This window comes from Mesorhizobium atlanticum (assembly GCF_003289965.1).
Taxonomy (GTDB): Bacteria; Pseudomonadota; Alphaproteobacteria; order Rhizobiales; family Rhizobiaceae; genus Mesorhizobium; species Mesorhizobium atlanticum.
In genome coordinates this window covers 691,572-704,642 of sequence record NZ_QMBQ01000004.1, presented here as the reverse complement: position 1 = coordinate 704,642, position 13,071 = coordinate 691,572, and the positions used below count along the sequence as shown (strand labels likewise).

Below are 13,071 nucleotides of genomic sequence, written 5' to 3'. Positions count from 1 at the left end.
AGGCAAGCGAGGAGAAGAAACATGGCGGATCTGGCGGGTAAGGTGGTTGTCGTCACCGCGGCGGCGCAAGGTATCGGCCGGGCGAGCGCGCTGGCTTTCGCCAAGGCGGGCGCGACCGTTCACGCCACCGATATCAACGAACCGCTGCTGGCCGAACTGGGCAAGACGCCCGGCATCCAGACCCGCAAGCTCGATGTGCTGAACGACGCGGCCGTCGCCTCCGCCTTCGCCGAGATCGGCCGGGTCGACGTCCTGTTCAACTGCGCGGGTTTCGTCCATGGCGGCTCCATTCTGGAGATGAAGGACGAGGATCTCGACTTCGCGATCAACCTCAATGTCCGTTCGATGATCCGTACCATCCGCGCCGTGCTGCCCGGCATGCTGGAGCGCGGCGACGGCTCGATCATCAACATGGCGTCGCTGGCAAGCTCGCAGAAAGGCGTGCCGAACCGCTTCGTCTACGGTCTGACCAAGGCGGCCGTGGTCGGCCTGACCAAGGCGGTCGCCGCCGACTATGTCGCCAAGGGCATCCGCTGCAACGCCATCTGCCCCGGCACGGTCGAAAGCCCGTCGCTGCAGGACCGCATGCATGCGCAGGGCGACTATGAGGCAGCGCGCGCGGCCTTCATCGCCCGCCAGCCGATGGGCCGGCTTGGCACACCGGAGGAGATCGCCGATCTCGCCGTCTACCTTGCCGGCGCAACCTACACGTCGGGGCAGGCCTACAACATCGACGGCGGCTGGTCGATCTGACGAAAGGCGCGGATGTCGGCGGGGCTATCGGATCGAAACGTCTGAAAATCTCGACGATTTGGCCGGCATCGCAGCAGGCTCGCTTGCCGCCGGTGTGGTCGGCGACTACGGTCCGCTGGCTTTGATGGGAATTTGCAAAACCGGCCTTTGGCCGCAAGGTGGAGAACGTTGAGATGAAGTTGTTGCGCTATGGCGAAGCTGGCAGCGAGAAGCCCGGCCTGCTTGATGCGGATGGGAATATCCGCGACCTTTCCGCTCATGTCGCCGATATCGCCGGCACGGCGCTTCATCCGGCCTCGCTGGAGATGCTCTCCAAGCTCGATCCCAAGTCGCTGCCGGTGGTCTCCGGCAAGCCGCGCCTGGGCGCCTGCGTCGCCGGCACCGGCAAGTTCATCTGCATCGGTCTCAACTATTCCGATCACGCCGCCGAGACCGGCGCCACCGTGCCGCCGGAGCCGATCATCTTCATGAAGGCAAGCTCGGCGATCGTCGGGCCCGATGACGACGTGCTGATCCCGCGCGGCTCGGAAAAGACCGACTGGGAAGTCGAGCTCGCCGTCATCATCGGCAAAACGGCGAAATATGTCTCGGAGGACGACGCGCTGGATTATGTCGCCGGCTACGCCGTCGCGCATGACGTTTCCGAGCGCGCCTTCCAGGCCGAGCGCCAGGGTCAGTGGACCAAGGGCAAGTCCTGCGACACCTTCGGCCCGACCGGCCCGTGGCTGGTGACCAAGGACGAGGTCACCGACCCGCAGAACCTGAAGATGTGGCTGACCGTCAACGGCAAGACCATGCAGAACGGCTCGACCAAAACCATGGTCTATGGCGTGAAGTATCTGGTGTCGTACCTTAGCCAGTTCATGTCGCTGCATCCCGGCGACATCATCTCCACCGGCACCCCGCCCGGCGTCGGGCTGGGCATGAAGCCGCCGGTGTTCCTGAAGGCCGGCGACGTCGTGGAGCTCGGCATCGAAGGGCTCGGCCAGCAGAAGCAGACGTTCAAGGCGGATGAGTAAGCGCCAGCTTACCTTATCTCCTTGTTTGGGGGAAGGCGGATTGGCGCGCAGCGCCGAGACGGATGAGGGGTGTTGGAAGAAATGAGGCGCGCGGAGATAAGGCGCTTTAAGCACCTATTCTGCGGCTCCGAGATCCTTCCAACACCCCTCATCCGGCCGCGTCGCGGCCACCTTCTCCCGCAAGCGGACAAGGAGAAGTCGCACCACCTACCTCAACACCTTCCCATCCGCGCCAAACCGATACGTCTTCGCCGCATCCGGCGTCGCGTAGAGCGTCGCGCCCGGCTCGGCATTGTACACGCCAAAAATGCGCACAGTGATCAGACCGGCCTTCTCGCAGTCGAGATAGAGGTTGGTGTCAGCGCCCAGATGCTCGGCATGCACCACCGTGCCTTTCCAGGCGCCGGACTTCGTATCGACCGTCAGATGCTCCGGCCGCACGCCAATGGTCTTCGCCGTTTCGCCGAGCCGCGCGCCGTCGATGAAGTTCATCTTCGGCGAGCCGATGAAGCCGGCGACGAACTCGTTGGCCGGCGCATTGTAGAGCTCCATCGGGCTGCCGATCTGCTCGATCCGGCCGGCGTTGAGCACGACGATCTTGTCGGCCAGCGTCATCGCTTCGACCTGGTCGTGGGTGACGTAGATCATCGTCGCCTTTAGCCGCCGGTGCAGCTGCGCGATCTCCAGCCTTGTGTTGACGCGCAGGGCCGCGTCGAGGTTCGACAGCGGTTCGTCGAACAGAAAAAGCTTCGGCTCGCGGACCACGGCGCGGCCGATGGCGACGCGCTGGCGCTGGCCGCCTGACAGCTCCGCCGGCCGCCGCTCGAGATAGGGCTCGAGCGACAGCATGGCGGACGCGATCTTGATGCGGCGCTCGATCTCGGCCGCCGGCGTGCCGGCCTGCTTGAGGCCCAGCGCCATGTTGTTCTTCACCGTCAGATGCGGGTAGAGCGCGTAGGTCTGGAACACCATGGCGATGCCGCGTTTCGCCGGCGGCGTGACGGAAACGTCCGCCCCGTCGATCAGCACGCGACCGGAGGTCGAATCCTCCAGTCCGGCGATGACGCGCAGCAGCGTCGATTTTCCGCAGCCGGACGGGCCGACGAAAACGACGAATTCGCCGTCATTGACCTGAAGGTCGATACCCTTCAGCACCTCGACCGGCCCGAAAGCCTTCTTCACATTCTCGATCTTCAGCGAGCCCACGGCTTCGTTCCTGTTCTAGAGTTTGACGGCGTTGCCGCTGCGCACGCTCTCGTCGGCGGCAAGGCAGACGGCGAGCGACTTCACGGCATCGTCCATGTGGCGGGTGAGGTCGATATTGTCGCGGATGGCCTTGAGCAGGAAGGCCTGCTCCAGGTCGCAGAGTTCCTGGTGGCCCGGCTCGCCCTCCATCGACAGCAGCTGGTCTTCCTTGGCGAAGCTGCCGTCCGGCCCGGTCGCGGCGCTGTGCAGGCGGATGGTCGAAGTCTTGGTGTGGGTGTCGATGTCGTCGGACTTCACGCCCTCCTTGATGACGATCGACACGCAGCCCCTGGGCGACATCACGTCCTTCACGAAGAAGGCGGTCTCCGAGATCATCGGCCCCCAGCCGGCTTCGTACCAGCCGACCGAGCCGTCCTCGAACAGCACCTGCAGGTGGCCGTAATTGTACATCGACAGCGCCACCTCGTCGGTCAGGCGCACGCCCATGCCGCGCACCTCGACAGGCCTCGCATCGGTGATCTGAAGCATCACGTCGAGATAATGCACGCCGCAATCGACGATCGGCGAGGTCGTCTGCATCAGTTGCTTGTGCGTCTCCCAGGTATGGCCGGAGGACTGCTGGTTGAGGTTCATGCGAAAGACATATGGACCGCCGAGCTTGCGCGCCTCGGCGATCAGCCGGATCCAGGACGGGTGGTGGCGCAATATATAGCCGATCACCAGCTTCCTGCCGTTGGCCTTGGCGGCGTCGACGACACGCTTGGCGTCGGCCACGGTCGTTGCCAAAGGCTTTTCGACGAAGACATGGCAACCGGCCTCGAAGGCTCTAACCGCGTAATCGGCATGGCTGTCGGAATAGGTGGCGATCGCAGCCACATCCGGCTTCTCGTCGCGCAGCGCATCCTCGAAGGAGCGCCTGATGCCGTAGCCGCCAAGCCCGTCCGGCAGCGGCACGTCGGAGCGGTTGACCAGCGCGGCGATCTCGAAGCCTGGATTGGTGTGATAGGCCAGCGCATGGCTGCGGCCCATATTGCCGAGACCGGCGACGACAACGCGAAGGGGTTTATCGCTCACAGACTGCTCCACTTTCTCTTGAGACGGTGTCACCCCGCCCGGCGCTTCGCGCCGACCTCCCCATCAAGGGGAGGTAGGGCGTCGGCGCGAACGTACCCATCGTCGAGGGAGCTGCTCCGAACTCAAGCCAGCGGCTGTCGAAAATAGAGCGGCGACCTCCTACCTCCCCTCGATGGGGAGGTCGGCGCGCAGCGCCGGGTGGGGTGAAGCGCTGACCTAGTAGGAATTGCACCCCCTCGCTCACTTCACCGCTCCCGAGGTGATGCCGCGGATCAGCTGCCGCGAGAAGATGACATAGAGGATGAGCACCGGCAGGATCGCCAGCGAGAGCGCCGCCAGGATCGCGTTCCAGTTGGTGACGAACTGGCCGAGGAAGAGCTGCGCGCCGAGCGTCACCGTCTTGGTCTGTTCCGAAGGCGCCAAAATCAGTGGGAACCACAGATCGTTCCAGATAGGGATCATGGTGAAGACGGCGACCGTCGCCATCGCCGGGCGCACCAGCGGCAGCACCAGCCTGAAGAAGATCGTGTATTCCGAAAGCCCGTCTATGCGGCCTGCATTCTTCAGATCGTCGGACACCTGCTTCATGAATTCCGACAGGATGAAGATCGCCAGCGGCAGGCCTTGCGCGGTGTAGACAAGGATCAGCGCCGCCAGTGTGTTGACCAGCCCCGTCGCCACCATCAGCTGCAGGATGGCAACGGTGCCGAGGCGGATCGGGATCATGATGCCGAGCGCCAGGTAGAGCCCCATCAGCGTGTTGCCGCGGAAGCGGTATTCCGACAGCGCGAAGGCGGCCATGGCGCCGAACAAAAGCACGAAGAACAGCGACAGCACGGTGACGACGAGGCTGTTCTGGAAATAGTGGAAGAAATCGCCCTGACCGAACACGGTTGTGTAGCCGATCAGGTCGAAGGTCTTGGGCGTCGGCGGCGTCAGCGGCGCGCCGAAGATGCCCGCGCGTGACTTGAACGAATTCATCACCACCAGGATCACCGGGAACAGCGCGATCACCGTGTAGGTGATAAGGATCGCGTGGGCGCCGATGGTGCGGGGAAGCGAACGGGTGGCTGTGCTCATGACGCGCCTCAGAACTGGTAGCGACGCAGGCGCGTCTGCACGAGGAACAGGTAGACGCAGACGCCGGCCAGGATGATCAGGAACATGATCGTGGCGATCGCGGCACCCATGTTGGGATCGCCGACCTGCAGCTGGAAACCGAAGAAGGCGCGGTAGAGGAAGGTGCCGAGAATGTCGGTCGAATAGTTCGGTCCGGCGAGCGCGCCCTGCGCGGTGTAGATCAGGTCGAAGGCGTTGAAATTGCCGACGAAGGTCAGGATCGAGATGATGCCGATGGATGGCAGGATCAGCGGCAGCTTGATCTTCCAGAACTGCGCCATGCCGGTGACGCCGTCGCACTCCGCCGCCTCGATCACCTCGTCGGGAATCGACAGCAGGGCTGCGTAGATCAGCATCATAGGGATGCCGACGAATTGCCAGACCGAAACCAGGCTGAGCGCGGTGAGCGCATATTGCTCCTTGCCGAGCCAGGGCGTGAAGAAGCTCTTCAGTCCGACGAAATCCATCAGATGCGGCGCCACGCCCCAGATCGGCGACAGGATCAGCTTCCAGGCGAAGCCGACGATGACGAAGGACAGGATCGTCGGCACGAAAATGGCCGTACGGTAGAAGGCTGTGAAGCGCAGTTTCGGGCTGGAGAGAAGCGCGGCCAGAAGGATGCCGATCGGGTTCTGCACCAGCATGTGGATGATGAAGAACCAGACATTGTTGCGCAGCGCATTCCAGAAATTCACCGACCAGTTCGGATCGCCGAACAGCGTGCGGAAATTGCCAAACCCGACAAAGACCTGTGACTGTTCGATGTTGCGGAACAAGGACAACTGGAGCGTGCCGAACAGCGGCAGGATCATGAAAGCCGTGTAGACCAGCACTGCCGGCGCCAGGAAGACGCCGACATGCCAGCGGATCGGTCTTTTCGCTCGCGTTTCTTCAGCCATGGTTTCGGTGTCCATGAGTTCGGGTTCCCCGCCGTCTCTGGGTTCCAGTTCGGTGATGCTAGCTGATGCCTCGATGCACGGCCTGACTGTCCCCTCCGGGGCAAGACAAGGCCAGCGACAGATCGGCTCCGTCTTCCCCGCGAGATCGAGGGTAGGACCGGGAGGCTGCGCCGACAATCGCTATCTGGACCTGTTTGAACGCCGGCCGGGCCTGGGCCCGGCCGGCATCGCAATCAATGCTCTTACTTCGCCGGCTTGTACCAGCTGTCGAGACCGTCCTGCAGCTTCTTGGCCGCGGCTTCCGGCGTATCGGTGCCGTTGATCACATTGGCCGATTCAACCCAGGTCTCGTTCTCGAGGTTCGGCGTGCCGCGCGACAGGATCTGGTAGGTCGAGCGGATCGTCGACTTGCACTTGCCGCGCCAGGAGACGAATTCCTGCGCCAGCGGGTCTTCCATCTTCACCGGCGTCGAGTTCAGGCTGAAGAAGCCCGGCAGTGCGTTGGCATAGATGGTGGCGAAATCCGGCGAAGCGACCCAGGACAGGAACTTCTTGGCCTCTTCCGGATGCTTCGACGCCGCGTTCAGGCCCATGCCGATATCGGTATGGTCGGAGATGTAGCAGGTGTCGCCGGCCTTCTCGACCGGCGGCGGGAAGGCGCCCATCTTGAACTGCGCCTGCGTGTTGAACAGGCCGATCTCCCATGAGCCGGCCGGGTAGATCGCGGCGCGGCCAAGCGTGAACAGGTTCTGGCTATCCGGATAGGTCTGCGCTTCGAAGCCATCGCCCAGATAGGGCTTCCACTTGGCCAGTTCCTTATAGGGCTCGACCCACTGCGGATCGGTCAGCTTCTGCTCGCCCTTGATCAGGGCCGAGCGGCCTTCCTCGCCCTTCCAGTAGTTCGGGCCGATATTCTGGTAGCCCATGGTCGCAGCTTCCCAGAGATCCTTGGTGCCCATCGCCATCGGGATGTAGGTGCCGTCGGCTTTGATCTTGTCGAGCACGGCGAAGAACTCGTCGCGGGTCGTCGGCACCTTGAGGCCGAGCTTGTCGAACGCGTCCTTGTTGTAGATGAAGCCGTGGATGACCGAAGCCATCGGCACGCAGAAGCTCGACTTGCCGTCGTCGGTCTGCCAGGCGGCCTTGGCGACGGGCGAGAAGTTCTCCATGCCGGGCAGCGAGGAGATGTCGGCAAGGTTGCCCTTCTTGAACAGCTCGAGCGACTTGTCGAAGGGGCGGCAGGTGATGAGGTCGCCCGCCGAGCCGGCGGCGAGCTTGGCGCCCAGTGCTGCGTCATATTCGGTCGGGGCCGAAGGCGCGAACACCACCTTGATGCCGGGGTTCTTGGCTTCGAAGGCCGGGATCAGCTTGTCCTTCCAGATGGTCAGGTCGTCGCCGCGCCAGCTTTCGATGTTGAGCGTCACGTCCTCGGCCAGTGCCATCCCGGTGGTGCCGAGGATGCTTGTGCCGAGCAGAAGGGCCGTCAGTAGTTTGGTCTTCATCGTCAGTCTCCCTGTTGACCTTTTTCAGGTTCGGTTTTGATGAGAACAGAGGCTCAGCGCCCCTTGCTCCCCTCGCAAGCCCGTTTCAGCCCGATGGAAATCGGGATGAAACAGGCCCTACTTCTTTGTTAGGGCATGATCTTTTCCGAAAAGCGGGTTCCACTTTTCGGGATCATGCCCCAGCGCGGAAAGCGCCGGCCGAAGCTTCTGGCCGGTTCCTTCCAGTATCTTCTCGGCCGCGTCGGCGCTGGCGGCGCCCGCGGCGAGCAGAATGGCGGTCTTGACCACGCCGCCGCTCTCCTCGAGCAGGCGGATGGCGTCGTCGCGGCTCTTGCCGCTGATGGCGGCGACCATGCGCACGGCGCGGTCGCGCAGCTTGATGTTGTCGGCGCTGAGATTGACCATGTAGCCGTCATGGACATGACCGAGATGGATGGCGGTCAGCGTCGACAGCATGTTGAGCGCGATCTTCTGCGCGGTGCCCGCGCCCATGCGCGTCGAGCCGGCGATCAGCTCGGGAGGCGTTTCGAGCAGGATGGCGACGTCGGCCTGCTTGAACAGCGCCGCGCCCCGGTTGTTGGCAATGGCGATGGTCGCCGCGCCCCGGCTGCGCGCGTCCTGCAGCGCCTGGACCGCGTAAGGGGTCGAGCCGCTGGCGGAGATGGCGATCAGGCAGTCGCCGGTGCCTATATCGGCGGCGGCAACGGCCGCCGAGGCTTCCCCGGTGTCGTCCTCCGGCCCGCCGGCCAGCGTGCGGAAGGCATCGTCGCCGCCGGCAATCAGTATGGCGATGCGGTCGCGCGCAATGCCGAACGTGCCGGGCAGTTCCAGCGCGTCAGCCACTGCCATCAGGCCGGAGCTGCCGGCCGCCGCATAGGCAAGCCTGCCGCCGCTCTTCAACTGCTTCGCGATGAGTTCGGCTGCAACGGCGATCGCCGGAATGGCCCCGTGCACGGCCTTGGCGGCCTCGATCTGGGCATTGGCCAGGAACGCCAGAATGGCTTCCGGGGCCTGGACATCCAGCCCCTCGGCATTCTGGTGGAGCGCTTCCGTGCGCGTCTCGGCCATCCATTTTCCTCCGACCTGAACAAACAATACCAAAAAAATACCACTTGTCCACACGCATTAACGAATTTCAGCCGGCACGCCTCGACTGCCGGCAAATTAGCGTGGTTTTTCAATAAAGTACGGCTTAATCTTTTTTGAACAGAAATTAACCCTTGGCTATTGGTATTTTATTGGTATTATCCGACCCCGAGGAGAAATCGCGTGAAATTCGTGCTTGGCATCGATGGCGGCGGCACCAGCTGCAGGGCGGCCCTTGCGACCGTCGACGGCACAGTCGTCGGCCGCGCCAAGAGCGGCGCCGCCAACATCCGCACTGATCTGACCGGCGCCCGCGCCAACATCGTCGAGGCGGCAAGGCAAGCTTTCCTCGCGGCCGGCGCGGACCCGCAGCTGATCCCGCACACGCCGGCCATTCTTGGCCTGGCGGGCGCCAATGTCGGCACCTACCGGCAGCAGCTCGAAACGATCCTGCCTTTCAGCCGGAGTCGGGTCGAGACCGATGCCGAGATCGCGCTCGAGGGCGCTGTCGGTTCCGGTGATGGCGCCATGGCGATTCTGGGCACCGGCACCGCCTATATGGCGCGCAAGGGCGGAAAATCGCGCGCCATCGGCGGCTGGGGTTTCCAGGTCGGCGACCAGGGCAGCGGCGCCCGCATCGGCCGCGACCTGCTGGAGCAGACGCTGCTCGCCTATGACGGCATCCGTCCGGGCTCGCCGCTGACCGATGCCATGCTCGCCGTCTTCCGCAACAATCCGGAAGACGTGGTCGAATTCACCACCAACGCCAAGCCCGGCGATTTTGGCGGCTTCGCGCCAAAGGTCTTCGAACATGCCGAAAAGGGCGACCTCGTCGCCAACTTCATCCTCACCAAGGCAGTGGCCGATGTCGAGGCTTCGCTCGGCGCGCTCGATCTCGCCGACGCCGCTCCGCTCTGCCTGCTCGGCGGCCTGGCGCCGCTTTACGCGCCGCGCCTTTCGGCACGCTACCAGGCGCTGCTGAAAGCGCCGCTCGACGATGCGCTGGGCGGCGCCGTGCAGATGGCCGTGCGCCTGTTCGCAGGTGGCTCGGAGGCGCCGCGATGAGCGCCGCCGACCAGATCTTCGCCATGTTGCCGGAGGCGCGGCAATGAGCGCCGCCGACCAGATCTTCGCCATGTTGCCGGAGGCGCCGCGATGAGCGCCGCCGACCAGATCTTCGCCATGTTGAAAGAATCCTCGCAAAGCGGCGCGCCGCTTTACCTGCAGCTCAGGCGCAGCATCGAGGAAGCGGTCAATCGCGGCCTGATCGGCCCGGGCGACGCGCTGCCGTCCGAGCGCGACATCGCCAGCAAGGCCGATATCTCGCGCGTCACCGTGCGCAAGGCAGTGCAGGACCTGGTCAAGGGCGGCATCCTGGTCCAGCGCCACGGCTCGGGCACTTTCGTGGCGCCGCGCATGGAGCGCGTCGAGCAGTCGCTGTCGCGGCTCACTTCCTTCACCGAGGACATGGCGCGCCGCGGCATGACGGTGCGCTCGGTCTGGCTCGACCGCGGCCTCTATGCGCCGTCACCGGACGAGATGATGGTGCTTGGCCTGTCCTCGACCGAGCTGGTGGCGCGCGTCGCGCGCCTGCGTATCGCCAACGACACGCCGCTGGCGATCGAGCGCGCGGCGCTTTCGGCCAGCGTCCTGCCCGATCCCGAAGCGATAGGCTCCTCGCTCTATGCCGCGCTTGGCACGACCGGCAATCGCCCGGTGCGCGCCGTGCAGCGCATCTCGGCCACCAATCTCGGCGATGCCGATGCGCGCCTCCTGGAGGTGCCGCCGGGGGTTGCCGGGCTGCAGATCGAGCGCATTTCCTATCTGGCGAGCGGCAAGGTGATCGAGTTCACCCGCTCGGTCTACAGGGGCGACGCCTATGATTTCGTCGCGGAACTCCGGCTGACCGGGCCGGGAGAGGAGATTCGGCCATGAGCGCCAACACCACCCATATGCGGCGCGAGATCGACGAGATCCCGGAAGCCGCCGCCCGCCTGCTCGACGGCTCGGCTTCGGCTTTGGCCGAGGCCGGTCGCGGCCTGCGCGAGCGTGACCCGCATTTCGTCGTCACCGTGGCGCGCGGCTCATCCGACCATGCCGCCACCTTCATGAAATATGCCGTCGAGCTGACGGCCGGCCTTGCGGTCGCTTCCGTCGGGCCGTCGATTGCTTCCATCTACGGTGCAAAGCTCAGGCTGCGCGGCTCCGCCTGTCTGGCGATCTCGCAGTCCGGCAAGAGCCCGGACATCGTCGCCATGGCCGAAACGGCGCGGGCCGGCGGCGCGCTCACCGTCGCCATCACCAACACCGCCGACTCGCCGCTCGCGCGGGCTTCCGATTACGCCATCGATATCCTCGCCGGCCCGGAACGCTCCGTCGCGGCCACCAAGACCTTCGTCAATTCGGCCGTCGCCGGCCTCGCGCTGATGGCGCATGCCACCGACGACCAGGCGCTGCTCAGCGCGCTCGCCGGCCTGCCCGGCCATTTCGAAAAGGCGATCGCCTGCGACTGGATGGCGCTCGCCGGCGCTTTGGAGAACCCGCAGTCGCTGTTCATCCTCGGCCGTGGCCCATCCTTCGCGATCGCCAGCGAAGCGGCACTGAAATTCAAGGAAACCTGCGCCATGCATGCCGAGGCCTACAGTGCCGCCGAGGTCATGCATGGTCCGCTGGCGCTGGTCGGACCGGGTTTTCCTGTGCTGGCGCTTGCCGCGCGGGATGCATCGGAACCCTCGGTCGCCGAGGCGGCTGATGGTCTGACGGCCAAGGGCGCCGCCGCCTTCATCACCTCCGACAAGGCCAAGGCCGCGAGGCTTCTACCCCATGTCGCCACCGGCCATCCGCTGACCGATCCGCTGCCGCTGATCGTGTCCTTCTATGGCTTCGTCGAGGCCTTCGCGCGTCATCGCGGCCTTGACCCCGATACGCCGCGCAATTTGCGCAAGGTGACGGAAACCGTATGAGCGACCGTTTCGCACTCACCGGCGCCCGCATCTTCGACGGCGCCGACTGGCATGACAACGCCGCCCTTGTCGTCAAGGGCGACGTGGTCGAGGCCATCCTGCCCGCCGGCGCCATTCCGACCGGCGTTCCGGCGGTCGAGACAGGCGGTGGCCTGCTGGTGCCCGGCTTCGTCGACATCCAGGTCAATGGCGGCGGCGGCGTCATGCTCAACGACCATCCCGACGTCGCTTCGATCGAGACCATATGCCGGGCGCATGCGCCCTTCGGCACCACGGCGCTGCTGGTGACGCTGATCACCGATACGCCGGCGATCACCGCCGCGGCGGTCGCTGCCGGCGCCGAGGCGGCCCGGGAAAAGGTGCCGGGTTTCCTCGGCCTGCACCTGGAAGGGCCGCATCTTTCCCTGGCCCGCAAGGGCGCGCATGATCCGGCGCTGATCCGGCCGATGACCGACGCGGACCAGGCAGCGCTCATCGCCGCGCGCCAGGACCTGCCGGTTCTGCTCACCACGATCGCGCCGGAATCGGTCGAACCGGTCCGTGTCACCGCGCTGGCCAGGGCCGGCGTTATCGTGAGCCTCGGCCACACCGACACAAATTACGCGACAGCCAGCGCCTACGCCGCCGCCGGCGCCACGGTGGTCACGCATCTGTTCAACGCCATGAGCCAGATCGGCAACCGCGAGCCTGGCCTTGCGGGCGCGGCGATCGACACCGGCGGCTTGTATGCCGGCATCATCGCCGACGGCATCCATGTCCATCCGACAACGATGACCCTCGCCCTGCGCGGCAAGCAGGGACCGGGCAAGATCGTATTGGTCACCGACGCCATGGCGACGATCGGTACCGACATGCCGTCGTTCACCCTTAACGGCCGCACCATCTACCGCAAGGACGGCAGCCTCAGGCTCGCCGACGGCACGCTTGCCGGCGCCGACCTCGACATGATCTCCGCGATCCGCTTCGTCCATCGCGTTATCGGGCTCGATCTCGACGAGGCCCTGCGCATGGCCTCGCTCTATCCCGCCGAGGCGATCGGCCAGGCCCATCGCCTCGGTCGCTTCGCCAACGGCACCGCCGCCGACATTGTCGGGCTGTCGGATGGGCTGGACGTGAAGAATGTCTGGATCGACGGCAAGAAGGTTTTTGGCGCGTAGGCACTCGATCCACCCGCTGATCGGGAAACCAATGCAAACGTCCGTGATTGGCCGGAGCCCCTCGCGCGTCGTCATCCTCGGGCTTGACCCGAGGATCCATTCCGTGGCCTGTGGCGAAGGGTGCAGCGGTGCAGAATTCTACAACGTTAGCAATACCTTAGCGTCACGGCATGGATCCTAGGGTCTGCGCGCGTCGCTTCGCTCCTTGCTCCGCCCTAGGATGACGAACGCGCGATAGGGTTTGGCTAACGTCCAAGGTCCGCGATCCTTCCCCGGGCAAGCCAGCCGAGGTT

The 13,071-nt window shown here is 64.8% G+C and carries 12 protein-coding genes; 6 read left to right on the top strand and 6 right to left on the bottom strand.

Features of this window, described 5'->3' with window-relative positions:
* Positions 1–21 precede the first annotated feature (21 nt).
* Complete coding sequence (locus tag DPM35_RS16990; protein ID WP_112128392.1) at positions 22–753, top strand: SDR family oxidoreductase; 732 nt, start codon at positions 22–24, stop codon at positions 751–753.
* Positions 754–926: 173 nt separating this feature from the next.
* On the top strand, positions 927–1,772 hold the full coding sequence (locus DPM35_RS16985; protein WP_112128524.1) for a fumarylacetoacetate hydrolase family protein: 846 nt from the start codon (positions 927–929) through the stop codon (positions 1,770–1,772).
* A gap of 207 nt (positions 1,773–1,979) precedes the next feature.
* Here the strand turns inward: DPM35_RS16985 and DPM35_RS16980 are convergent, their stop codons facing one another.
* From DPM35_RS16980 to DPM35_RS16955, 6 genes are all read right to left on the bottom strand, one after another.
* Positions 1,980–2,978, bottom strand: coding sequence for an ABC transporter ATP-binding protein (locus DPM35_RS16980; RefSeq protein ID WP_112128391.1), 999 nt, complete (start codon positions 2,976–2,978; stop codon positions 1,980–1,982).
* Between the two features lie 15 nt (positions 2,979–2,993).
* Positions 2,994–4,052: a Gfo/Idh/MocA family protein gene (locus DPM35_RS16975; RefSeq protein WP_112128390.1), complete on the bottom strand. Its 1,059-nt coding sequence runs from the start codon at positions 4,050–4,052 to the stop codon at positions 2,994–2,996.
* 240 nt (positions 4,053–4,292) lie between these two features.
* Positions 4,293–5,132 (bottom strand): carbohydrate ABC transporter permease, encoded by an 840-nt coding sequence (locus DPM35_RS16970; protein ID WP_112128389.1) that lies wholly within the window; start codon positions 5,130–5,132, stop codon positions 4,293–4,295.
* 8 nt (positions 5,133–5,140) lie between these two features.
* On the bottom strand, positions 5,141–6,070 hold the full coding sequence (locus DPM35_RS16965) for a carbohydrate ABC transporter permease (protein WP_112128523.1): 930 nt from the start codon (positions 6,068–6,070) through the stop codon (positions 5,141–5,143).
* A gap of 242 nt (positions 6,071–6,312) precedes the next feature.
* On the bottom strand, positions 6,313–7,572 hold the full coding sequence (locus DPM35_RS16960; RefSeq protein ID WP_112128388.1) for an ABC transporter substrate-binding protein: 1,260 nt from the start codon (positions 7,570–7,572) through the stop codon (positions 6,313–6,315).
* 117 nt (positions 7,573–7,689) lie between these two features.
* Entirely contained in the window at positions 7,690–8,640 is a 951-nt protein-coding gene (locus DPM35_RS16955; protein WP_112128387.1) for an N-acetylmuramic acid 6-phosphate etherase, read from the bottom strand.
* Positions 8,641–8,841: 201 nt separating this feature from the next.
* On the opposite strand from DPM35_RS16955, the gene DPM35_RS16950 reads away from it, so the two are divergent.
* The 4 genes from DPM35_RS16950 to nagA all read left to right on the top strand — a co-directional run bounded on the left by DPM35_RS16950 (position 8,842) and on the right by nagA (position 12,778).
* Positions 8,842–9,723, top strand: a complete 882-nt coding sequence (locus tag DPM35_RS16950) for a glucosamine kinase nucleotide-binding domain-containing protein (protein WP_112128386.1) — start codon at positions 8,842–8,844, stop codon at positions 9,721–9,723.
* 90 nt (positions 9,724–9,813) lie between these two features.
* Positions 9,814–10,593, top strand: a complete 780-nt coding sequence (locus DPM35_RS16945; protein WP_112128385.1) for a GntR family transcriptional regulator — start codon at positions 9,814–9,816, stop codon at positions 10,591–10,593.
* Positions 10,590–11,621 carry an SIS domain-containing protein gene (locus tag DPM35_RS16940; protein WP_112128384.1) on the top strand — a complete coding sequence of 344 codons (1,032 nt, stop codon included), beginning with the start codon at positions 10,590–10,592 and terminating at the stop codon, positions 11,619–11,621. Before DPM35_RS16945 ends, DPM35_RS16940 begins: the two co-directional genes overlap by 4 nt.
* Positions 11,618–12,778, top strand: a complete 1,161-nt coding sequence (gene nagA / locus DPM35_RS16935; RefSeq protein WP_112128383.1) for an N-acetylglucosamine-6-phosphate deacetylase — start codon at positions 11,618–11,620, stop codon at positions 12,776–12,778. Before DPM35_RS16940 ends, nagA begins: the two co-directional genes overlap by 4 nt.
* Positions 12,779–13,071 lie beyond the last annotated feature (293 nt).

Coding starts and splice junctions, on each gene's coding strand:
- DPM35_RS16990 (WP_112128392.1), top strand. CDS start 22: ATGGCGGATCTGGCGGGTAAGGTGGTTGTCGTCACCGCGGCGGCGCAA.
- DPM35_RS16985 (WP_112128524.1), top strand. CDS start 927: ATGAAGTTGTTGCGCTATGGCGAAGCTGGCAGCGAGAAGCCCGGCCTG.
- DPM35_RS16970 (WP_112128389.1), bottom strand. CDS start 5,132: ATGAGCACAGCCACCCGTTCGCTTCCCCGCACCATCGGCGCCCACGCG.
- DPM35_RS16965 (WP_112128523.1), bottom strand. CDS start 6,070: ATGGCTGAAGAAACGCGAGCGAAAAGACCGATCCGCTGGCATGTCGGC.
- DPM35_RS16960 (WP_112128388.1), bottom strand. CDS start 7,572: ATGAAGACCAAACTACTGACGGCCCTTCTGCTCGGCACAAGCATCCTC.
- DPM35_RS16955 (WP_112128387.1), bottom strand. CDS start 8,640: ATGGCCGAGACGCGCACGGAAGCGCTCCACCAGAATGCCGAGGGGCTG.
- DPM35_RS16945 (WP_112128385.1), top strand. CDS start 9,814: ATGAGCGCCGCCGACCAGATCTTCGCCATGTTGAAAGAATCCTCGCAA.
- DPM35_RS16940 (WP_112128384.1), top strand. CDS start 10,590: ATGAGCGCCAACACCACCCATATGCGGCGCGAGATCGACGAGATCCCG.
- nagA (WP_112128383.1), top strand. CDS start 11,618: ATGAGCGACCGTTTCGCACTCACCGGCGCCCGCATCTTCGACGGCGCC.